The organism is Enterovirga sp. CN4-39 (genome assembly GCF_049446235.1).
In the GTDB taxonomy this organism is placed as follows: domain Bacteria; phylum Pseudomonadota; class Alphaproteobacteria; order Rhizobiales; family Beijerinckiaceae; genus Enterovirga.
In genome coordinates, this window is sequence record NZ_JBMSEF010000010.1 from 197,823 (window position 1) to 213,438 (window position 15,616).

Below are 15,616 nucleotides of genomic sequence, written 5' to 3' on the forward strand. Positions count from 1 at the left end.
TACTTCAGGATAACCTGCCGCAACGCCGCCGCAACAGATCAGGCGACGGCCTTGCGCAAGGCAGCCCGCGCCAGGAGCCGGGTGGAATCGAGCACCGGCAGCGGCGCGTTGTCGTCGTTGATGATGAGGGGGATCTCGGTGCAGCCCAGGATCACGCCCTCGCAGCCCTCGCCCTTCATCCGGCCGATGATGCGCTGGAAGGCGGCGACCGCCTCCGGCCGGAAGACGCCATAGACCAGCTCGTCCATGATGATCCGGTTGATCTCCTCGCGCTCATCCGGCTGGGGCCGGATGCAGGCGAGCCCGCGCTCGCCAAGTTTCTCGGGGTAGAGCTCGCTTTCGACGAGCCATTTCGTCCCCGTGAGGGCAACCCGGCCGTATCCGCGCCGCACCGCCTCGTCGGCCACCACTTCGGCGATGTGCAGCCAGGGCAGCGGGGATCGCGGCGCCACGAAACCCATCGCCTGGTGGATGGTGTTGTCGGGGCAGATCAGGAAATCCGCGCCGATCCGGGCCAGCTTCTCGGCCGAGGCGAGCATGAGGGCTCCGACCGTCTCCCACTCGCCGTGATAGATCGGCTCCATGTACTCGGCCAGCGAGAACGTATGCATGGAGACTTCCGGATGCGCATGCGGCCCGAGAAGCGCCGCGCCTTCGGTGCAGATGGTGCGATAGCAGAGCGCCGCGCCTTCGGCGGAGCAGCCGACGATGCCGATATGCTGGGGCATGGGTGGTTTTCCGGTCCTCGATGATGGCTTGGGGGAATTATCGCGGCCGGACCGAGTCTGTGCCAAGGTGCCGGGCTCGCCATGACCATCCACCCGCTCCCATGTAGCCTCCGCTCATGAGCGCCGCCGCGGAATCCCCCTCCCTGTGGCGCTCCGCCCGGCGCCGGCTGACCGTGCGGAATGTCCGGCTCGCGAGCGGGCTCGTCCTCCTCGCCTATGTGACGAGCCACTTCCTCAACCACGCGCTCGGGAACGTCTCGCTCGCCGCGATGGAAGCGGCGCTCGCCTGGGTCGCATGGTTCTGGGGCCTGCCGGGCATCGGGACGCTGCTCTACGGCGCGCTCACGATCCATGCCGGGCTTGCGCTCTGGTCCATCTATTCCCGCCCGCGCCACAGCTGGACGACCCTGGAGGTGCTGCAGCTCGGGATCGGCCTCTCGCTTCCCTTCCTGCTCGCCGGCCACGTCGTCGCGTCCCGGCTCGGCTACGAGCTCTTCGGCGAAGGCCGCACCTATTCGCAGCTCCTCCACCTCTTCTTCGAGCTCTCGCCCGCGACGGGCCTGCGCCAGATGACGAGCCTGGTGCTGGCCTGGATCCATGCCTCGATCGGGCTCTACTTCTGGCTCCGCTTGAAGCCGCGCTTCCCGGCCATCGCGCCCGCCCTGCTCTGCGTGGCGATCCTCGTTCCGCTCCTGGCGCTGCTCGGCATCATCCAGGGCGGCCGCGAGGTGGCCTCGCTCGCGGCCGACGAGGGCTGGCGCGTCGCAAACGGGTACCCGACGGGCCCGCTGTCGGCCGAGGCCGCGGCCCGCATCGCGGTGCTCGAGCGATGGCAGGATACGGTCACCTATGGCTTCCTGCTGGCACTCGCGGGCGCCGTCGCGGCCCGGGGGCTCCGGCATCTCGCCCAGCGCCGGCGCGGGCTCGTTCGGGTCACCTATGCGGACGGCCGCAGCCTGGAGGTGCCGCGGGGCACGACGGTCCTGGAGGCGAGCCGCATCGGGCGGATCCCGCACGCCAGCGTCTGCGGCGGTCGGGGCCGGTGCTCGACCTGCCGCGTGCGGGTCTTCGGCCCGGGCTCGAACGAGCTGCCCTCGCCGAGCGCGGCCGAGCGGGCCGTGCTCGAGCGGATCGAGGCGGGGCCGCAGGTCAGGCTGGCCTGCCAGCTCCGGCCGAAGGGAGACGTCCAGGTGGCGCCCCTCATCGCGCCCTGGGCCGGGCCGCTCGAGGCGCGCCGGATCGCGAGCGCCTTCGGGGAGGAGCGCTTCGTCGTCGCCATGTTCGTCGACATGCGCGGCTCGACGCGCTTCGCCGAGACGCACCTGCCTTACGACACGGTGTTCCTGATCAACCGCTTTCTCGACGCCGTGTCCCGGGCCGTCCTCGTCGCGGGCGGCGTGCCGAACCAGTTCCTGGGCGACGGGCTCCTCGCCCTGTTCGGGCTGGCGAGCGACGCGCAGAGCGCCGCACGGGAGGCGCTGGCGGCCGCCGCAGGGGTCGGCCAGGAGATCGCGACCCTCAACGGCCTGATGGCCCAGGATGTCGGCGAGCCGATCCGCTTCGGGATCGGCATCCATTGCGGCACCGTCATCCTGGGAGAGATCGGCGGGCGGGCGAGCGGCCGGCCCGTCTTCACGGCCATCGGGGATGCCGTGAACGTCGCGGCGCGGCTCCAGAGCGCGACCAAGCGGCTGGAGGTCGAGGCCGCGATCTCGGACGCCGTCTACAGGACGGCCGGCTACAGGTCCGACGCGCCCCTGCAGGAACTGCAGCTCGACGGCCGCGAGGGCACGATCGCGGTCCGCGCCGTCGAGCGCGCCGCGGACGCGCTCGAACAGGCGGAGACGGTGCCGAGTTAGGCGGGCTGCGCCCCGAGCGTCGCCCCGACCTCGCGGCCGCCCGGAACGGCCGCGAGCAGCGCCTTGGTATAGGCGTGCTGGGGGTTCTCGAAGAGCTTCGCCGTCGGCTGCAACTCGACGATCTTGCCCTTCTGCATCACGGCGATCCGGTCGCACATCTGCGCGGCGACACGCAGGTCGTGGGTGACGAACAGGATAGCGAGGCCGAGCCGCTTCTGCAGGTCCTGCATCAGGGCGAGGATCTGCGCCTGGACCGAGACGTCGAGCGCCGAGACCGGCTCGTCCGCCACCAGCACCTCCGGCTCGAGCGCGAGCGCGCGCGCGATGCCGATGCGCTGGCGCTGGCCGCCGGAGAATTCGTGCGGGTACCGGTCGGCGGCATTCGCGTTGAGGCCCACGAGGTCGAGCAGCTTGCGGGCCTTCTCCAGGGCTTCCTTCTTCGGCACGCCCTGCGCGATCGGTCCCTCGGCGATGATGCGCCCGACCGTGCGGCGCGGATTGAGCGACGCGAAGGGGTCCTGGAACACCATCTGGATGCGCTTGCGCATCGGGCGGAACTGCGACTGGCTGAGCTCGCGGATGGAGAGGTCGCCGATCCGGATGGAGCCCTCGTCCGGCTCGATGAGCCGCATCACGCAGCGCCCGACGGTCGACTTGCCCGAGCCGGATTCCCCGACGAGGCCGAGCGTCTCGCCGCGCTGGATTTCGAACGTGACGTGGTCCGCGGCCTTCACCTCGCGGCCGCGCCGGAACAGGCCGCGACCCTTGTAGGTCTTGGTCAGGTCCTTGACCTGGAAGGCCTTCGGGGCGGCGGAAAGGTCCTTGGGCGGGGGCGGGACAAGGGACGGGACTGCCGCGAGCAGGCGCTTGGTGTAGTCGTGCTGCGGCATGTGCAGCACGGCCGCCGCCGGGCCCTCCTCGACCATGATGCCATGCTGGAGCACGGCGACGCGGTCCGCGATCTCGGCCACCACGCCGAAATCGTGCGTGATGAACATCACGGCGGTGCCGTGCTTCTTCCGCAGCGCGTCGATGAGCTTCAGGATCTGCGCCTGGGTGGTCACGTCGAGCGCCGTCGTCGGCTCGTCCGCGATGATGAGCTTCGGCTCCATGGCGAGCGCCATGGCGATCATGACGCGCTGGCGCTGCCCGCCCGAGAGCTCGTGCGGATAGGCCTTCGCGATGGCCACCGGGTCGGGCAGCCCGACTTCCGTGATGAGCTCGATCGTGCGGTCGTAGCGCCGCTTGCGGTCGAGCGCGCCATGCGCCTCGAAGGTCTCCATGATCTGGTCGGCGACCCGCATGACGGGGTTCAGCGAGGTCATCGGCTCCTGGAAGATCATGCCGATCTCACGGCCGCGGATGTCCTGCATCTGGCGCTCGGAGAGGCCCAGGAGGTCGCGGCCGGCGAGCCGGATGGAGCCGCCCGCCGGCTTCACGGCCCGTGGCAGGAGGCCCATCGTGGCGAGAGCGGTCAGGGATTTGCCGGACCCCGACTCGCCCACGACGCAAAGCGTCTCGCCGGGAGCGATGGAGAGCGACAGGTTCTGGATGGCGTATGGCCTGTCGGCCATCGCAGGCAGCGCGAGGGATAGGTTCTCGATCTGGAGTACGGACATGAGCGCCTATTCACCGCTTACGACGGCAAAAGCCAGGACAAACGGTGCGAATGACGGGATCCGGCTTCCGCCGGCACGGGAAGGTGGCATCTGGACCGGAATTCTACCGACCTTCGCGGGCGAGTCGAGGATTGAGCGCATCGGACAGCCCTTCGCCGACGAGGTTGAGGGCGAGCACCGCCAGGAAGATCGCGAGCCCTGGGAAGAAGGAGATCCACCAGGCGTCGATGAGGCGCGTGCGCCCCGCCCCGACCATGTAGCCCCAGGTCATGAGGTTCGGATCGCCGAGTCCCAGGAAGGAGAGCGATGATTCGAGCAGGATCGCGGAGGCGATCATCAGCGACGCCATCACGATGATGGGCGCGATCGTGTTCGGCAGCACCTGGCCGAAGATGATGCGGGGCGTGCGCTGTCCGACCGTGATCGCGGCGTGGACATAATCGCGCGAGCGCAGCGACAGCACCTCGCCGCGCACGAGCCGCGTCACCGGAGGCCAGGAGACGATCGCGATCGCGAGCACGATCGAGTAGATCGACGGCTGCAGGATCGCCACGATGATGATCGCGAGCGCGAAGCTCGGCACGGTCTGGAACAGCTCCGTGAACCGCATGGCGAGGTCGTCGACGACGCCGCCGAAATAGCCCGCGACCGCGCCGAGCGGCACGCCGATCAGCAGGGCCACCAGCGTCGAGACCAGGCCGATCAGCAGCGACACGCGCGCGCCGTGCATCAGGCCCGAGGCGACGTCGCGCCCGAGCGCATCCGTCCCGAGCGGAAAGCGGTCGAGCGCAAAGGGCGCCATGAAGGGCCGTGACACCATGCGCCAGGGCGAGGTCGGATACAGGGTCGGGGCGGCGATCGCGGCCGCGATGATCAGGGCCAGGACGAGCAGCCCAATCAGCGCGCCGCGGTTGCGGGCAAAGCGGCCGAGGAAGGTCATCAGCCACCCACCTGGATGCGGGGATCGACGACCCGGTAGACCATGTCGGTGATGAGATTGAACAGGACGACCATCGCGGAGGAGACGAAGAAGACCCCGAGCAGCACCTGGTAGTCGCGCTGGGCCAAGGCTTCGAACATGAGCCGGCCGATGCCCGGCCAGGCGAACACCGTTTCCGTCAGGATGGCGCCTCCGACGATCTGCCCGGCCTGCAGGCCCGCCAGGGTGACGACCGGCAGGATCGCGTTCCGGGCGATGTGCCGCCGGGTGACCAAGCCGGGCGCGACACCCTTCGCCCGCGCGGTGCGGACATAGTCCGCCCCGGCCGTCTCGAGCATCGAGGCGCGCATCATGCGGGCATAGAGCGCCGTGAAGAAGAGGCCCAGGGTGAGCGCCGGCAGGATGAGGTGGTGCAGGATGTCCAGCACGCGCGCCAGGCCCGTATAGCCGGCCCCGATCGTTTCGTACCCGACATTGGGCACGAGCCCGAGCTTCAGGGAGAACACGATCTGGCTCATCAGGGCGACCCAGAAGAGCGGCGTCGCGTAGAAGAGGAGCGCCGTCGTGGTGATCGCCGTGTCCGACCAAGTCCCCGCCCGTCGCGCGGCGAGAGCCCCGAGCGCCGTCCCGAAGAGGAGCGAGATCACGAAGGCGGAGCCGGTCAGCAGCAGGGTCGCCGGCAAGCGCTCGCCGATCAGCGAGGCGACGGAGCGGCCCTGGCGGTAGCTGAAGCCGAGATCGAAGGTCACGATGCCCTTCAGGTAGAGCCCGAGCTGCTCGATCATGGGCCGGTCGAGCCCAAAGCGCTCGCGCAGCTGCTGCACGAACACCTCGTCCGCCGCCCCGGCCTCCCCGGCCATCACGGTGGCGGGATCGCCGGGCGCCGCCCGGATCAGGGCGAAGTTCAGGACCGCGATCGCCAGGAGGACGACCACGCCCTTCACGACCCGCGAGGCAAGGAAGCGGAACACTACGGTGTCCTGGCCGGGCTTGTCCCGGCCACCCCGATTGGCAGCGCGTCAGGCGCGCCGTTCAGCTCTTCGTACAAATCGCGCCAGGTAGGGTTCATTTCGAGGATCAGGTTGCACTTCCATACGCGGGGCCAGTGTTTGATGTTCCGCTCGCGCTGAATGGCTGCGCGGACGTCCTCATAGGCTTCGTAGTAGACCAGCCGATCGATCCGATACCGGCGGGTGTGCAGGCCGCCCCGAGCCTGCTTGTGCTCCCACACGCGCCGCGGAAGATTGTTCGTCACGCCAACATACAGGGCCCCGCCAGGCCGGCTTGCCAGGATGTAGAGCCAGTACAAGGGACGCGCCGAACCTTACGGGTCGGGGTGGCCGGGACAAGCCCGGCCAGGACAGCGGCGAGCCCCGGAATGACGGGCACCGCCTGGCGTCATTCCTTCCAGACGTTCTTCGCCGCGTCGTCGATGCCGACCGCCGTCGTGACGAGGTCCTTCACGTTGCAGCGATAGACGGTCGGGAAGTCGAGCTCGAGCAGCCACAGGACGGGCAGTTCCTCGGCCAGGATCTGCTGCACCTTCGTGTAGATCGCCTGGCGCTGCTCGGACGGGGCGATCGCGGCCTCGGCGAAGAGCTTGTCGACCTCCGGATTGGAGTAGCTGCCGACATTCCCGAAGGGATTGCCCTTGACGATGTTGCTCGAGACGTAGGAGCGCGCGACGCCGGTTGCCGGATCGCCGAGCTGGTAGAGGAAGTTGAAGGTCATGTCGAAGTCGAAGTTCGACGTGCGCTGCGTCCAGCCGGGCACGTCGGTCGACACGATGTCCATGTTGATGCCGACATCGGCGAAGTTCTGCTTGATCGCCTCCGCCCAGCGTTGCCACGTCTCGCCATAAGGCAGGCCGAGGAACTGCAGCTTCTCGCCCTTGTAGCCCGATTCCTTGACGAGCTTCTTGGCCGTCTCGGGATCGTACTTGTAGGTCTTCACGCCATCGGCCGAGTAGAACTTCGTCTTGGACGAGATCGGCCCGGTCGGGATCTTGCCGTAGCCCGACCAGATCACCTCCCGGCCGAAGTCGCGGTCGATCGCGTGCATCATGGCCTGGCGGAAGGTCTTGTTGCCGAGAATGCCGCGGGTCGTGTTCGGGGTGATCCAGGCATGGGGGGCGAACATCTCCCATCCCTTCGTGGTCACGCACGAGTTCGGGAGCTTCGCGAGCCGGGCGACGTCGAAGATCTCGACCGCGCCGCCGGTGAGCACGTCCACCTTGCCGGTCTCGTACGCGACGGCCCGCGCCGCCGCGTCCGGGATGAACTGGAAGTACATCTCGTCGAGATAGGGCTTGCCCTTGTCCCAGTATTCCTCGTTGCGGACGAGCTTGACGAAAGAGCCCTTGCGCCACTCGCCGAACTTCATCGGCCCCGTGCCGATCGGCGTGTTGTTGGCGGGGTTCGCCCGATAATCCGTCCCCTCGTAGATGTGCTTCGGGATCATGGGCGCGGAGGCGACCTCCTGCGACAGCATGAAGGGCCCGAAGGGCTGCTTGAGCGAGACGCGGACCGTGAGGTCGTCGACCTTCTCGATCGCCTTCACCTGCACGTTGACGATCGGGCGCCAGCGCGGGTGAACCTCGCGCAGGAACTTGTCGAGCGTGAAGACGACGTCGTCGGCCGTGAAGGGCTTGCCGTCATGCCACTTGACGCCCTCCTGCAGCTTGAACGTGTAGGCGGTCTGGTCGGGCGAGATCTCCCAGCTCTTCGCGAGCGAAGGCATGGGATTGAGCTTCTCGTCGTAGCGCAGCAGCGACTCGTAGATGTTTCCCGCGATCATGTTGGTCGGGCCATTCTGGTTGAGGCCCTGCATCAGCATGGGGGGTTCGGGCGTGACGACGACCTGCAATGCGCCGCCCTTCTTGGGCGTGCCCGATGATGTGGGCTGCTGAGCGCCTGACGACCCCGAGAAGGCCAGGAGGGCCGCAACGGAAACGACACCGAGAATACTACGCTTCACGTCTGATCATCCCCCCGGTCACGGCCACGACATCCGCATTGCAAGGATTAGACCGGGGCGACGGGCGTGCGTCAATCAGAGCCGCGTTTTCGCTAGGAAAGGGCTTCCAGCGCGGGGCTGCACATCTCGCGAAAACCACCGCCTTCACGGAGAAGGAAGTGAGCCGCGATGCCGTGTCTCGCGGCGACTTGCATGGCTTTGTCCGGCCCGAGGACCGTCAGGGCGGTCGCCCAGGCATCCGCCTCCATGCAGCTTTCGTGGAGCACGCTCACCGACGCGAGGGCCGAGTTCGTCGGCGCACCGGTCGCAGGGTCGATCGTGTGGGACATGAGCCTGCCGCCGACCTCCCGGACGCGGCGGTAATCGCCCGAGGTGGCGACGGAGAGACCGTGGAGGGCGACGAGCGTTTCCGGCAGCCCGACGGTCCCGGGCGGCTGCTCCAGGGCGACCCACCAGGGGGACAGGTCGGGCTTCACGCCCTCCCCGCGCAGCTCCCCGCCGATCTCGACCAGGACGCTCGAGAGACCGAGGCCGCGGAGCGCGGCCGCGACCTGGTCCACGGCAAAGCCTTTCGCGATTCCCGAGAGGTCGAGGCTCAGCCCGCCCGGCTGGAAAAGGCTCCGGCTCTCGAGGCGCAGCCCGCGCCAGAAGCAGGCGCGGCGATGACCGTCGAGGGCGGCCGGCTCGGGAAATCCGGCGATCGGCCCTGACGGTCCGAAACCCCAGCTCTCGACCAGGGCGCCGAGCGTCGGGTCGAAGGCGCCCTCGCTCAGCTCGGCGATGCGGAGGGCGCACCGGAGGACCGCCAGGAACCCGTCCGGCAGCGCGTGCCAGGTCCCGGGAGGAGCTCGGTTGTAGCGGACGAGGTCGGAGGCCGGGTTCCAGCCGCTCATCTCCGCGATGACCCCGTCCAGCGCCTGCCGGATCGCCGCCTCGATGGCCGCGTCGGTCACGTCGGGGCGGCCGGCGAGCTTCACCGACCAGCCGGTCCCCATCGTGTCGCCCGCGAAGGTCCGGACGGGACCGGCCGGGCGCAGGAAGGGACCGGAGACGGCGGGAACGAGGACGCGCCGCGAAGGACGGCGCGCCGGTTCCGTGGCCATTATTGCGGCATGACTTCCAGCGTGGCCGTGTAGCTGGCGCGCCGGCGGGCGTTCTTGATGGTCGCCTTGTCGTCCTGGACGGAGGCCGAGATCCAGTACATGCCGGCGTCCGGCCACTTGACCGTGAACTTGCCGTCCTTGTCGGTTTTTACCTTGAAGTCGCCGAGCTTGGAGCGGTAGCGGTTGCCGCCCGGCACCACCTCGATCTCCACATCCGCGGCCGGCTGCCCGTCCAGCACGAGGGCGAACTTCGCCTCCTCGCCGGCCGCGAGGTTGTTGGGATGCGTCTCGGCGACGAGTTCGAGCCCCTTGCCGGTCGTCTTCAGCACGGTCTCGGTCGGCTTGCCGGCGGTCACGAAGATCTCGAGCCGCCCCATGTTCTGGGACAGGCGGACATCCGTCGCCCCCTCCGGGATCTCCGGCACCTTGCCGCCCATGGCGCGGAAGCGCTTCTGCTCGCCGTTCAGCTTGTAGCTGCCGAAGACGCCCTCGTTGGTGACGGCCATCTTGTACGTGCCGGGCTTCGAGAGCTGGACGTCGAAGGTCGAGCGGTACTTGCCCGTCGACTGGTTCTCGGCCTTGGCGGGGGAGCCGTCAGGGGCGAAGACCGCCAGGTTGTCGAGCCGCAGGGGCACGTGCTCGAAATAGAAGAGGTCGTTGGAGACCGCCGCGTCGACCGTGACCCACTGGTCGTCGCCGGACAGGATCGTCGCCGAGGGAAGCAGCCATTGCCGATGGGCGAGCGCCGGCGTGGCGAGGGCGGTCGCGGCCGCGAGGCCCAGGATGGCGAGCTTGATGCGGTTGCGCATGGGGATCTCCTCGATCAGGGCTTCAGTTCGACCGCGACGGCCGCGAGTTCGGTCTCGCCCTTGCCGTCGGCCTTGGCCGGGCCGGAGGGCGGCCACTGGAAGGGGACACGCAGGATCTCGCGCCCGCCGACCTCGCGGGCAGCCTCGATCACGAGCGTGTATTCGCCAGCCTGCAGGCCGGCGAGCGGGGCCTTGTCGCCCGCAAAGGCGAGCTGGTGCTTGCCCGGCGGGCGCGTCGCGCCGCTCAGGCCGTCGACCGGCATCTCGAGCTCGCGGCCGGACTTGCGCCACCAGGTGCGCATGTCCTTGAGCCACTTCGTGCCCTCGCCGTTCTTCATGTCGACGTCGTACCAGACGGCGAGATTGGTCACCTTCTGGCCCGCGCCCTCGAGCCAGACGGCCACATAGGGCCGGTGGTACTCGGATACGTTCAGGCGCGGGATCTCGACCGAGACCAGGAGCTCCGCCGCGGCGAGCGGCGTGGCGGCAAGGCCGCCCGCGGCGGCATAGACGAGAAGGCGCATCGGTCAGCGTCTCAGTGAATGAAGAAGAGCAGAAGCAGGACCGGCCCCAGCAGCCCGAAGCCCACGAGGGGCCAGGTGCTCGGCCGGTTGTGCGAATGGAGCTGCAGCAGGACGAGCCCGGTGAGCGTGAAGACGAGGCAGGCCACCGCGAAGAAATCGATGAACCACTTCCAGACGGTGCCGGTATTCCGGCCCTTGTGCAGGTCGTTCAGGTAGGAGATCCAGCCGCGGTCCGTCCGCTCGTAGACGACCTCGCCCGTGTCGCGCGCCACCGTCAGCCAGGCATCCCCGCCCGCCCGGGGCAGCGACACATAGGCCTCGCCCGCCGACCATTCCGCCTCGCGGCTCCGGAGGTCGAGCCCGAGCTCGGCTCCGAGCCAGGCCGCGACCTCGGCCGGGAGCGGCGCCCTGCCCTTCTGCGGCGCAGGCGCGAGCGCGCCCGCCAGCGCCGGAGCCAGCTGCGCCTCGCGCGTGAAGACCTTCGGCTTCCCCTCGATCTCCGCGGCGTGGTTCAGCGTGATGCCCGTCACCGTGAAGAGCAGGAGCCCGACGAGGCAGATCGCCGACGAGACCCAGTGCCAGAGGTGGAGCTGCTTCAGCCAGTACGACCGGCGCTTCTTCTTGCTTGCGGTCGTCACGCCGGCTCACAGCTCGGCCCAGCGGCGCAGCAGGTTGTGGTAGGAATTGGTGAGCGCCACGACGGCACGGCTGTCATCCGGCAGGCTCTTGCGCGTCTCGATGATGGCGAGGTCGAGGTCGTAGAGGAGGGTGCGCTTGCCGTCATCCTTCACCATCGACTGCGTCCAGAAGAAGGACGACCAGCGCGAGCCCCGCGTGATCGGCTCCACGCGGTGCAGCGAGGTCGTGGGATAAACGACCATGTCGCCTGCCGGCAGCTTCACGGAATGGCTGCCGTAGGAATCCTCGACGATCAGCTCGCCGCCGTCGTAATCGGCCGGGTCGGTCAGGAAGAGCGTCGTGGAGACGTCGGCCCGCATGCGCATCCCCGCGCCCGGGACCGCCCGGATGGCGCCGTCGACATGCGCCCCGAAGGACATTCCCTCGTCGTAGCGGTTGAACATCGGCGGCAGCACGCGGAGCGGCAGCGCGGCCGAGTTGAAGATCGGGTTGCGGCCGAGCGCCTTCAGGATGATGTCGCCGAGCTCACGCGCCTCGGGCGAGTTCTCCGGCACCTGGAGGTTGCGCTTGGCCCTGGCCGCGACCTCGCCGGCGGTCGCCTTTCCGTCGATCCAGGACGAGCTCTCGAGGATCGCGCGGCAATGCGCGACCTCCTCGGCTGTCAGTACGCCACGAACATGTACGAGCAAGAGACTTGATCCAGAAATGCGGCAGTCCGCCCGGGTGGGCGGACTGCCTGATTGGTCAGAAGCGGACGCCCAGGCTGCCCACGAAGGTGCGGCCGGAGGTCGGGGTCGCGCGCCCGTTGAAGGCCGCGCTGTAGTTCAGCTCGTCCGTCAGGTTGTAGCCGTTCAGGGCGATGCGGATGTTGTCGATCTCGTAGGAGATCAGGCTGTCGACGGAGAGCGTCGCCGGGATCCGGACGAGGTTGTCGCTCGCCACGAAGTAGTCGGACGAATAGAAGACGCCGCCCCCGACCAGAAGCTTGCCCGGGACCGAGAGATGCGGGGCGATGTTGTAGGTCGTGAAGACGGAGAAGTTGTTCTCCGGCACGTAAGGCGCGACGTTGCCGACATTCGCCCCCGTATTCGTGCGCGTCACCTTGCCGTCGAGATAGGCATAGGCGAGCTGCAGGTTCCACTGCTCGGTGATGTTGCCCGATGCGCCGATCTCGAAGCCGTTGACGCGCCGGCTCTCGCCCGCGTCGAGCGGCCCCGCCACCGCGATCCCCGTGACCGGATCGACGTCGAACGAGCCTTCCTTGTTGACCCGGAAGATCGAACCCGTGAGGCCGAGCTTGCCGTCGAAGACGTTGATCTTGGCGCCGACCTCGTAGAGCTCGCTGCGCTCCGGCGGCAGGAAGGTCGAGGGAACCTCGATGCCGGTCGCGCTCGCAGCATATTGCCCCGTCGGCGAGGTCGACTGCGCGTAGGTCATGTAGAAGGTCTGGTCCTTCGTGGGCTCGAGGATCAGGCTGACCTTGGGACTGACGAAATCGTTGTTGTTGCTGGTGGTCGCCCCGAGCAGCCCGGCCGCATTGCTCGTGCGCAGCGTGCTCGAGAAGTTGTCCCAGCGGATGCCGCCGAGGATCGAGAGCTGGTCGATGAGCCAGACGCGGTTCTGCGCGAAGAGGCCGATATCCTCGTTGTCGGACAGACGGCGCCCGGCGAGGTTCGGCACGAAGGTGCTCGCATTCGCGAAGACCGGGGTGCGGATATTCTGCGGCAGGCGCCCGCCCACGGCCGTCAGCGATTGGCGCTCGCTGTCCTGGTAGAAGTAGTTGACCCCGAACACCGCCTCGTGGCGGAAGGGACCGGTCGTGAACTTGGCCGTACCGGCCGTGACGTTCTCGACGCCCCAGTCGGTCTGCTTGAAGCTCATCCCGCCGCCGGCGCCATAGGTGACCAGCGGATTGCCACCGGCCAGGAAGCTCGTCGCGCAGGCGAGCGTGCAGCCGGCCGGGTTGGTCTGCGAGAAATCGCGCGAATAGAACGCGAGCCGCGTGTCGCTCGTGACCGTGAACCAGTCATTGACCTGCCACTTCATGAGCGAGGTCAGGAGGTCCGTGTCGGCCTTGTCCCGATCGGTGGAGCGGACGAAGGACGTCTGCCGGGGCAGGCCGAACTCGGTCGCCGGAAGTGCATAGCGCGCGCCCGGCGCCAGGATCGTCGGCACGCCCATGTCCGGCGTGCGGTCCGTGTACTGGTGGAAGTAGTTGATGTGCCACTGCTTGTCGGTGCCGAGCCCGAGGCCGAGCGAGGCCGCGATGCCCCAGCGGTCCGACTTCACGTTGTCCCGGTCGGTGATGTCCTGCTGGTTGACCATGCCGTTGATGCGGATGGCCGTGGTGGCGTCGATCTGCTGGTTCACGTCGAAGGTGCCCCGGCCGAGGAAGCCGGACCCGAAGGAACCGTCGACATTGATCTGGCTGCCCAGGAAGGAGCGCTTGGAGACCTGGTTGATGGCGCCGCCGACCGTGCCGACGCCGAAGGTCTCCGAGGAGGGCCCCTTGATGACCACGACGCTCTCGGTGTTGAAGCTGTCGCGCTGGTAGACGCCGAAATCGCGCAGCCCGTCGACGAAGAGGTCGTTCTTCGCCTGGAAGCCGCGGATCCGGAACTGGTCGCCGTTCAGGCCGCCATTGCCCTCGCCGGCCGAGACGGTGACGCCTGGCACGTTGCGCAGAGCCTGCTCCAGCGTGGTGACGTTCTGCTGCTCCAGGATCTGCTGCGGAACGACATTGATGGTCTGCGGCGTGTCCTGGACGTTGCCGGTCAAGCGCGAGGTTCCGATCGGCGTCAGGTTCGTGTTCGCCGGCGAGCCGCCGGCTGCCTCCACGCTGATCTGGGGCAGGTCGGTGGCCGGGGCCTCCTGGGCCCAGGCATCCGCCGGAAGAAACGCCCCGAGGCCGGCCGCAAGGCTCGCGCCCAGCGCCGCATGCCCGCCATGATCCCGCAACGAAAACGACTCGTTCATCAGCTCTGCCCCAACTCTTGTCGCGTTGTATGAGCAAACGAAGCTTGCAGGCAAGGATTATATTCTAGAACCAAGCTAAACTGGGAATCCGCGTCGTTTAGACCTGTTATAAAGAAAGAAGATTGACAGCTTAGATGCAGTTTGAAGTCTTTCTAAGCTAGCTATTCAGGGGCGTTGATCTTGACCTCCTGCCGACATGCTCTAATGGTCCCGGGCAGACCACGACCTTCGCGCCAGGACTGGGCGGGCAAGGCCCGGCCAAAGGGCACGGCACGGATGCACCATCAGAGATGTCGGTAGCGAGTCTGACCTCGGAGGAGACGATTTCGGCCATAACGCTGCGCCGGATGAGCGACACGGACTGGGCGCAGGTGCTCCGGTCCGAGCCGCGCGTCGTCGTGCGCTACGTGCGGTCGGCCGCCGAGCACGGTTTCAGGGCCGCGCAGGTGACCTGGGCTCAGATCCTGCTCGACGGAAAGCTCGTGCCGCGCGATCCGGCTGCGGCCTTCCGCTGGTTCAGCCGCGCGGCTTCGCTGGGCAGCCTCGACGGCATCAACATGGTCGGCCGATGCCACGAGCTCGGCTGGGGCGTGCCGGTCGATCATCGGGTAGCCGCGCGCTGGTTCCGGCAGGCGGCGGAAAAGGGCTCCGATTGGGGCGCCTACAATCTCGGCTGCATGCTCCTCTACGGCGAAGGGATCGAGCACGACCTGGCCGAGGCGCTGCGCTGGTTCCTGGCCAGCGCCGGACGCGGCAACGCGAAGGCGATGGGCTTCGTGGGCCGTTGCCACGAGGAAGGGTGGGGTACGCGACCGGACCAGGCCGCGGCCCTGTCCTGGTACGGGCGGGCCGCAGAGGCCGGCGATTGCTGGGCGCAATTCAACCTCGCCATGCACCTCCTCGAGGCGGGCACCCTCGACGGCGCGGTCGGATGGTTGAGGCGCTCCCTCGAGACCGGGACCCCGAACTACCTGGCGGAAGCCGGGCGCGAACTCGTCCGGCAGGATGACCGGGCGCTCGCCGAGATCGGCCGCATCGCGCTCGATAGGGCGTCGGCAGCCGGGATCCCGCAGCAGGACGAGGCTCCTCCCTCGAACACGCCCGGCCTCCTGCGCAGGCTCATCGGCCCGCGCGGCCGAAAACCTGCGTGACGCGCATCGCAGCCCGGCATCGTCGCCGCAGCCTGGCATCCTCTCACATGTTACAGAGTAACAGATTTTCCGAGCTGGCCCGATGAACCTCGTCCGACCCTTCCGCGTGCTCGCGGCCTGCACGATCCTGGCCCTGGGAGCGGCGGCCGCCTCCGCCCAGGCTCCGAACGGGGCTCAACCGGGCGCAAACGGCGCGACCGCGCCGGCGCCCTCCGCGGCTCCCGCTCCCTCCTCCGCCGCACCGGCGACGGCGCCGTCCCCGGCTCCCGCGCAGAACCCGGCGCCCGTGGCG

15 protein-coding genes are annotated in these 15,616 nt (G+C 68.3%); 3 read left to right on the forward strand and 12 right to left on the reverse strand.

Annotated elements, in window-relative coordinates; all coding sequences use genetic code 11:
• Window positions 1-38 precede the first annotated feature (38 nt).
• A complete protein-coding gene (locus ACO2SS_RS17575; RefSeq protein ID WP_423279054.1) occupies window positions 39-728 on the reverse strand; it encodes an aspartate/glutamate racemase family protein in 690 nt (229 codons plus the stop codon).
• Between the two features lie 116 nt (window positions 729-844).
• Between ACO2SS_RS17575 and ACO2SS_RS17580 the strand changes: the two genes are divergently transcribed.
• Window positions 845-2,587, forward strand: coding sequence for an adenylate/guanylate cyclase domain-containing protein (locus ACO2SS_RS17580; RefSeq protein WP_423279055.1), 1,743 nt, complete (start codon window positions 845-847; stop codon window positions 2,585-2,587).
• Here the strand turns inward: ACO2SS_RS17580 and ACO2SS_RS17585 are convergent.
• From ACO2SS_RS17585 to ACO2SS_RS17635, 11 genes are all read right to left on the reverse strand, one after another.
• Window positions 2,584-4,206 carry an ABC transporter ATP-binding protein gene (locus ACO2SS_RS17585; protein WP_423279056.1) on the reverse strand — a complete coding sequence of 541 codons (1,623 nt, stop codon included), beginning with the start codon at window positions 4,204-4,206 and terminating at the stop codon, window positions 2,584-2,586. The two genes, ACO2SS_RS17580 and ACO2SS_RS17585, sit on opposite strands and share 4 nt — an antisense overlap.
• A gap of 103 nt (window positions 4,207-4,309) precedes the next feature.
• The gene (locus tag ACO2SS_RS17590; protein WP_423279057.1) at window positions 4,310-5,146 is read right to left on the reverse strand and encodes an ABC transporter permease; all 837 of its coding nucleotides are present in this window, start codon (window positions 5,144-5,146) and stop codon (window positions 4,310-4,312) included.
• Window positions 5,146-6,117 carry an ABC transporter permease gene (locus tag ACO2SS_RS17595; protein ID WP_423279058.1) on the reverse strand — a complete coding sequence of 324 codons (972 nt, stop codon included), beginning with the start codon at window positions 6,115-6,117 and terminating at the stop codon, window positions 5,146-5,148. Before ACO2SS_RS17595 ends, ACO2SS_RS17590 begins: the two co-directional genes overlap by 1 nt.
• The gene (locus ACO2SS_RS17600; RefSeq protein ID WP_423279059.1) at window positions 6,117-6,455 is read right to left on the reverse strand and encodes a GIY-YIG nuclease family protein; all 339 of its coding nucleotides are present in this window, start codon (window positions 6,453-6,455) and stop codon (window positions 6,117-6,119) included. The genes ACO2SS_RS17595 and ACO2SS_RS17600 overlap by 1 nt, the downstream gene beginning before the upstream one ends.
• 89 nt (window positions 6,456-6,544) lie before the next feature.
• The gene (locus tag ACO2SS_RS17605; RefSeq protein ID WP_423279060.1) at window positions 6,545-8,122 is read right to left on the reverse strand and encodes an ABC transporter substrate-binding protein; all 1,578 of its coding nucleotides are present in this window, start codon (window positions 8,120-8,122) and stop codon (window positions 6,545-6,547) included.
• A 92-nt stretch (window positions 8,123-8,214) separates the two neighbouring features.
• Entirely contained in the window at window positions 8,215-9,225 is a 1,011-nt protein-coding gene (locus ACO2SS_RS17610; RefSeq protein WP_423279061.1) for an FAD:protein FMN transferase, read from the reverse strand.
• Entirely contained in the window at window positions 9,225-10,034 is an 810-nt protein-coding gene (locus ACO2SS_RS17615) for a DUF4198 domain-containing protein (protein ID WP_423279062.1), read from the reverse strand. The genes ACO2SS_RS17610 and ACO2SS_RS17615 overlap by 1 nt, the downstream gene beginning before the upstream one ends.
• Before the next feature lie 14 nt (window positions 10,035-10,048).
• Window positions 10,049-10,558, reverse strand: coding sequence for a DUF2271 domain-containing protein (locus ACO2SS_RS17620; RefSeq protein ID WP_423279063.1), 510 nt, complete (start codon window positions 10,556-10,558; stop codon window positions 10,049-10,051).
• Window positions 10,559-10,569: 11 nt separating this feature from the next.
• Window positions 10,570-11,196 carry a PepSY-associated TM helix domain-containing protein gene (locus ACO2SS_RS17625; RefSeq protein ID WP_423279064.1) on the reverse strand — a complete coding sequence of 209 codons (627 nt, stop codon included), beginning with the start codon at window positions 11,194-11,196 and terminating at the stop codon, window positions 10,570-10,572.
• Between the two features lie 6 nt (window positions 11,197-11,202).
• Window positions 11,203-11,886, reverse strand: a complete 684-nt coding sequence (locus ACO2SS_RS17630) for a Fe2+-dependent dioxygenase (RefSeq protein WP_423279065.1) — start codon at window positions 11,884-11,886, stop codon at window positions 11,203-11,205.
• Between the two features lie 55 nt (window positions 11,887-11,941).
• Complete coding sequence (locus ACO2SS_RS17635; protein WP_423279066.1) at window positions 11,942-14,173, reverse strand: TonB-dependent receptor; 2,232 nt, start codon at window positions 14,171-14,173, stop codon at window positions 11,942-11,944.
• Between the two features lie 290 nt (window positions 14,174-14,463).
• Between ACO2SS_RS17635 and ACO2SS_RS17640 the strand changes: the two genes are divergently transcribed.
• Both ACO2SS_RS17640 and ACO2SS_RS17645 read left to right on the forward strand, forming a co-directional pair.
• A complete protein-coding gene (locus ACO2SS_RS17640; RefSeq protein ID WP_423279067.1) occupies window positions 14,464-15,324 on the forward strand; it encodes a tetratricopeptide repeat protein in 861 nt (286 codons plus the stop codon).
• An 82-nt stretch (window positions 15,325-15,406) separates the two neighbouring features.
• Window positions 15,407-15,616 (forward strand): hypothetical protein (locus tag ACO2SS_RS17645; RefSeq protein WP_423279068.1); only part of this gene is annotated, 210 nt, incomplete at its 3' end.

What these genes read in the sequence shown, in the direction of transcription:
- ACO2SS_RS17575 (WP_423279054.1), bottom strand. Translation starts at nt 728, where the DNA reads ATGCCCCAGCATATCGGCATCGTCGGCTGCTCCGCCGAAGGCGCGGCG.
- ACO2SS_RS17580 (WP_423279055.1), top strand. Translation starts at nt 845, where the DNA reads ATGAGCGCCGCCGCGGAATCCCCCTCCCTGTGGCGCTCCGCCCGGCGC.
- ACO2SS_RS17585 (WP_423279056.1), bottom strand. Translation starts at nt 4,206, where the DNA reads ATGTCCGTACTCCAGATCGAGAACCTATCCCTCGCGCTGCCTGCGATG.
- ACO2SS_RS17590 (WP_423279057.1), bottom strand. Translation starts at nt 5,146, where the DNA reads ATGACCTTCCTCGGCCGCTTTGCCCGCAACCGCGGCGCGCTGATTGGG.
- ACO2SS_RS17610 (WP_423279061.1), bottom strand. Translation starts at nt 9,225, where the DNA reads ATGGCCACGGAACCGGCGCGCCGTCCTTCGCGGCGCGTCCTCGTTCCC.
- ACO2SS_RS17615 (WP_423279062.1), bottom strand. Translation starts at nt 10,034, where the DNA reads ATGCGCAACCGCATCAAGCTCGCCATCCTGGGCCTCGCGGCCGCGACC.
- ACO2SS_RS17620 (WP_423279063.1), bottom strand. Translation starts at nt 10,558, where the DNA reads ATGCGCCTTCTCGTCTATGCCGCCGCGGGCGGCCTTGCCGCCACGCCG.
- ACO2SS_RS17635 (WP_423279066.1), bottom strand. Translation starts at nt 14,173, where the DNA reads ATGAACGAGTCGTTTTCGTTGCGGGATCATGGCGGGCATGCGGCGCTG.
- ACO2SS_RS17640 (WP_423279067.1), top strand. Translation starts at nt 14,464, where the DNA reads ATGTCGGTAGCGAGTCTGACCTCGGAGGAGACGATTTCGGCCATAACG.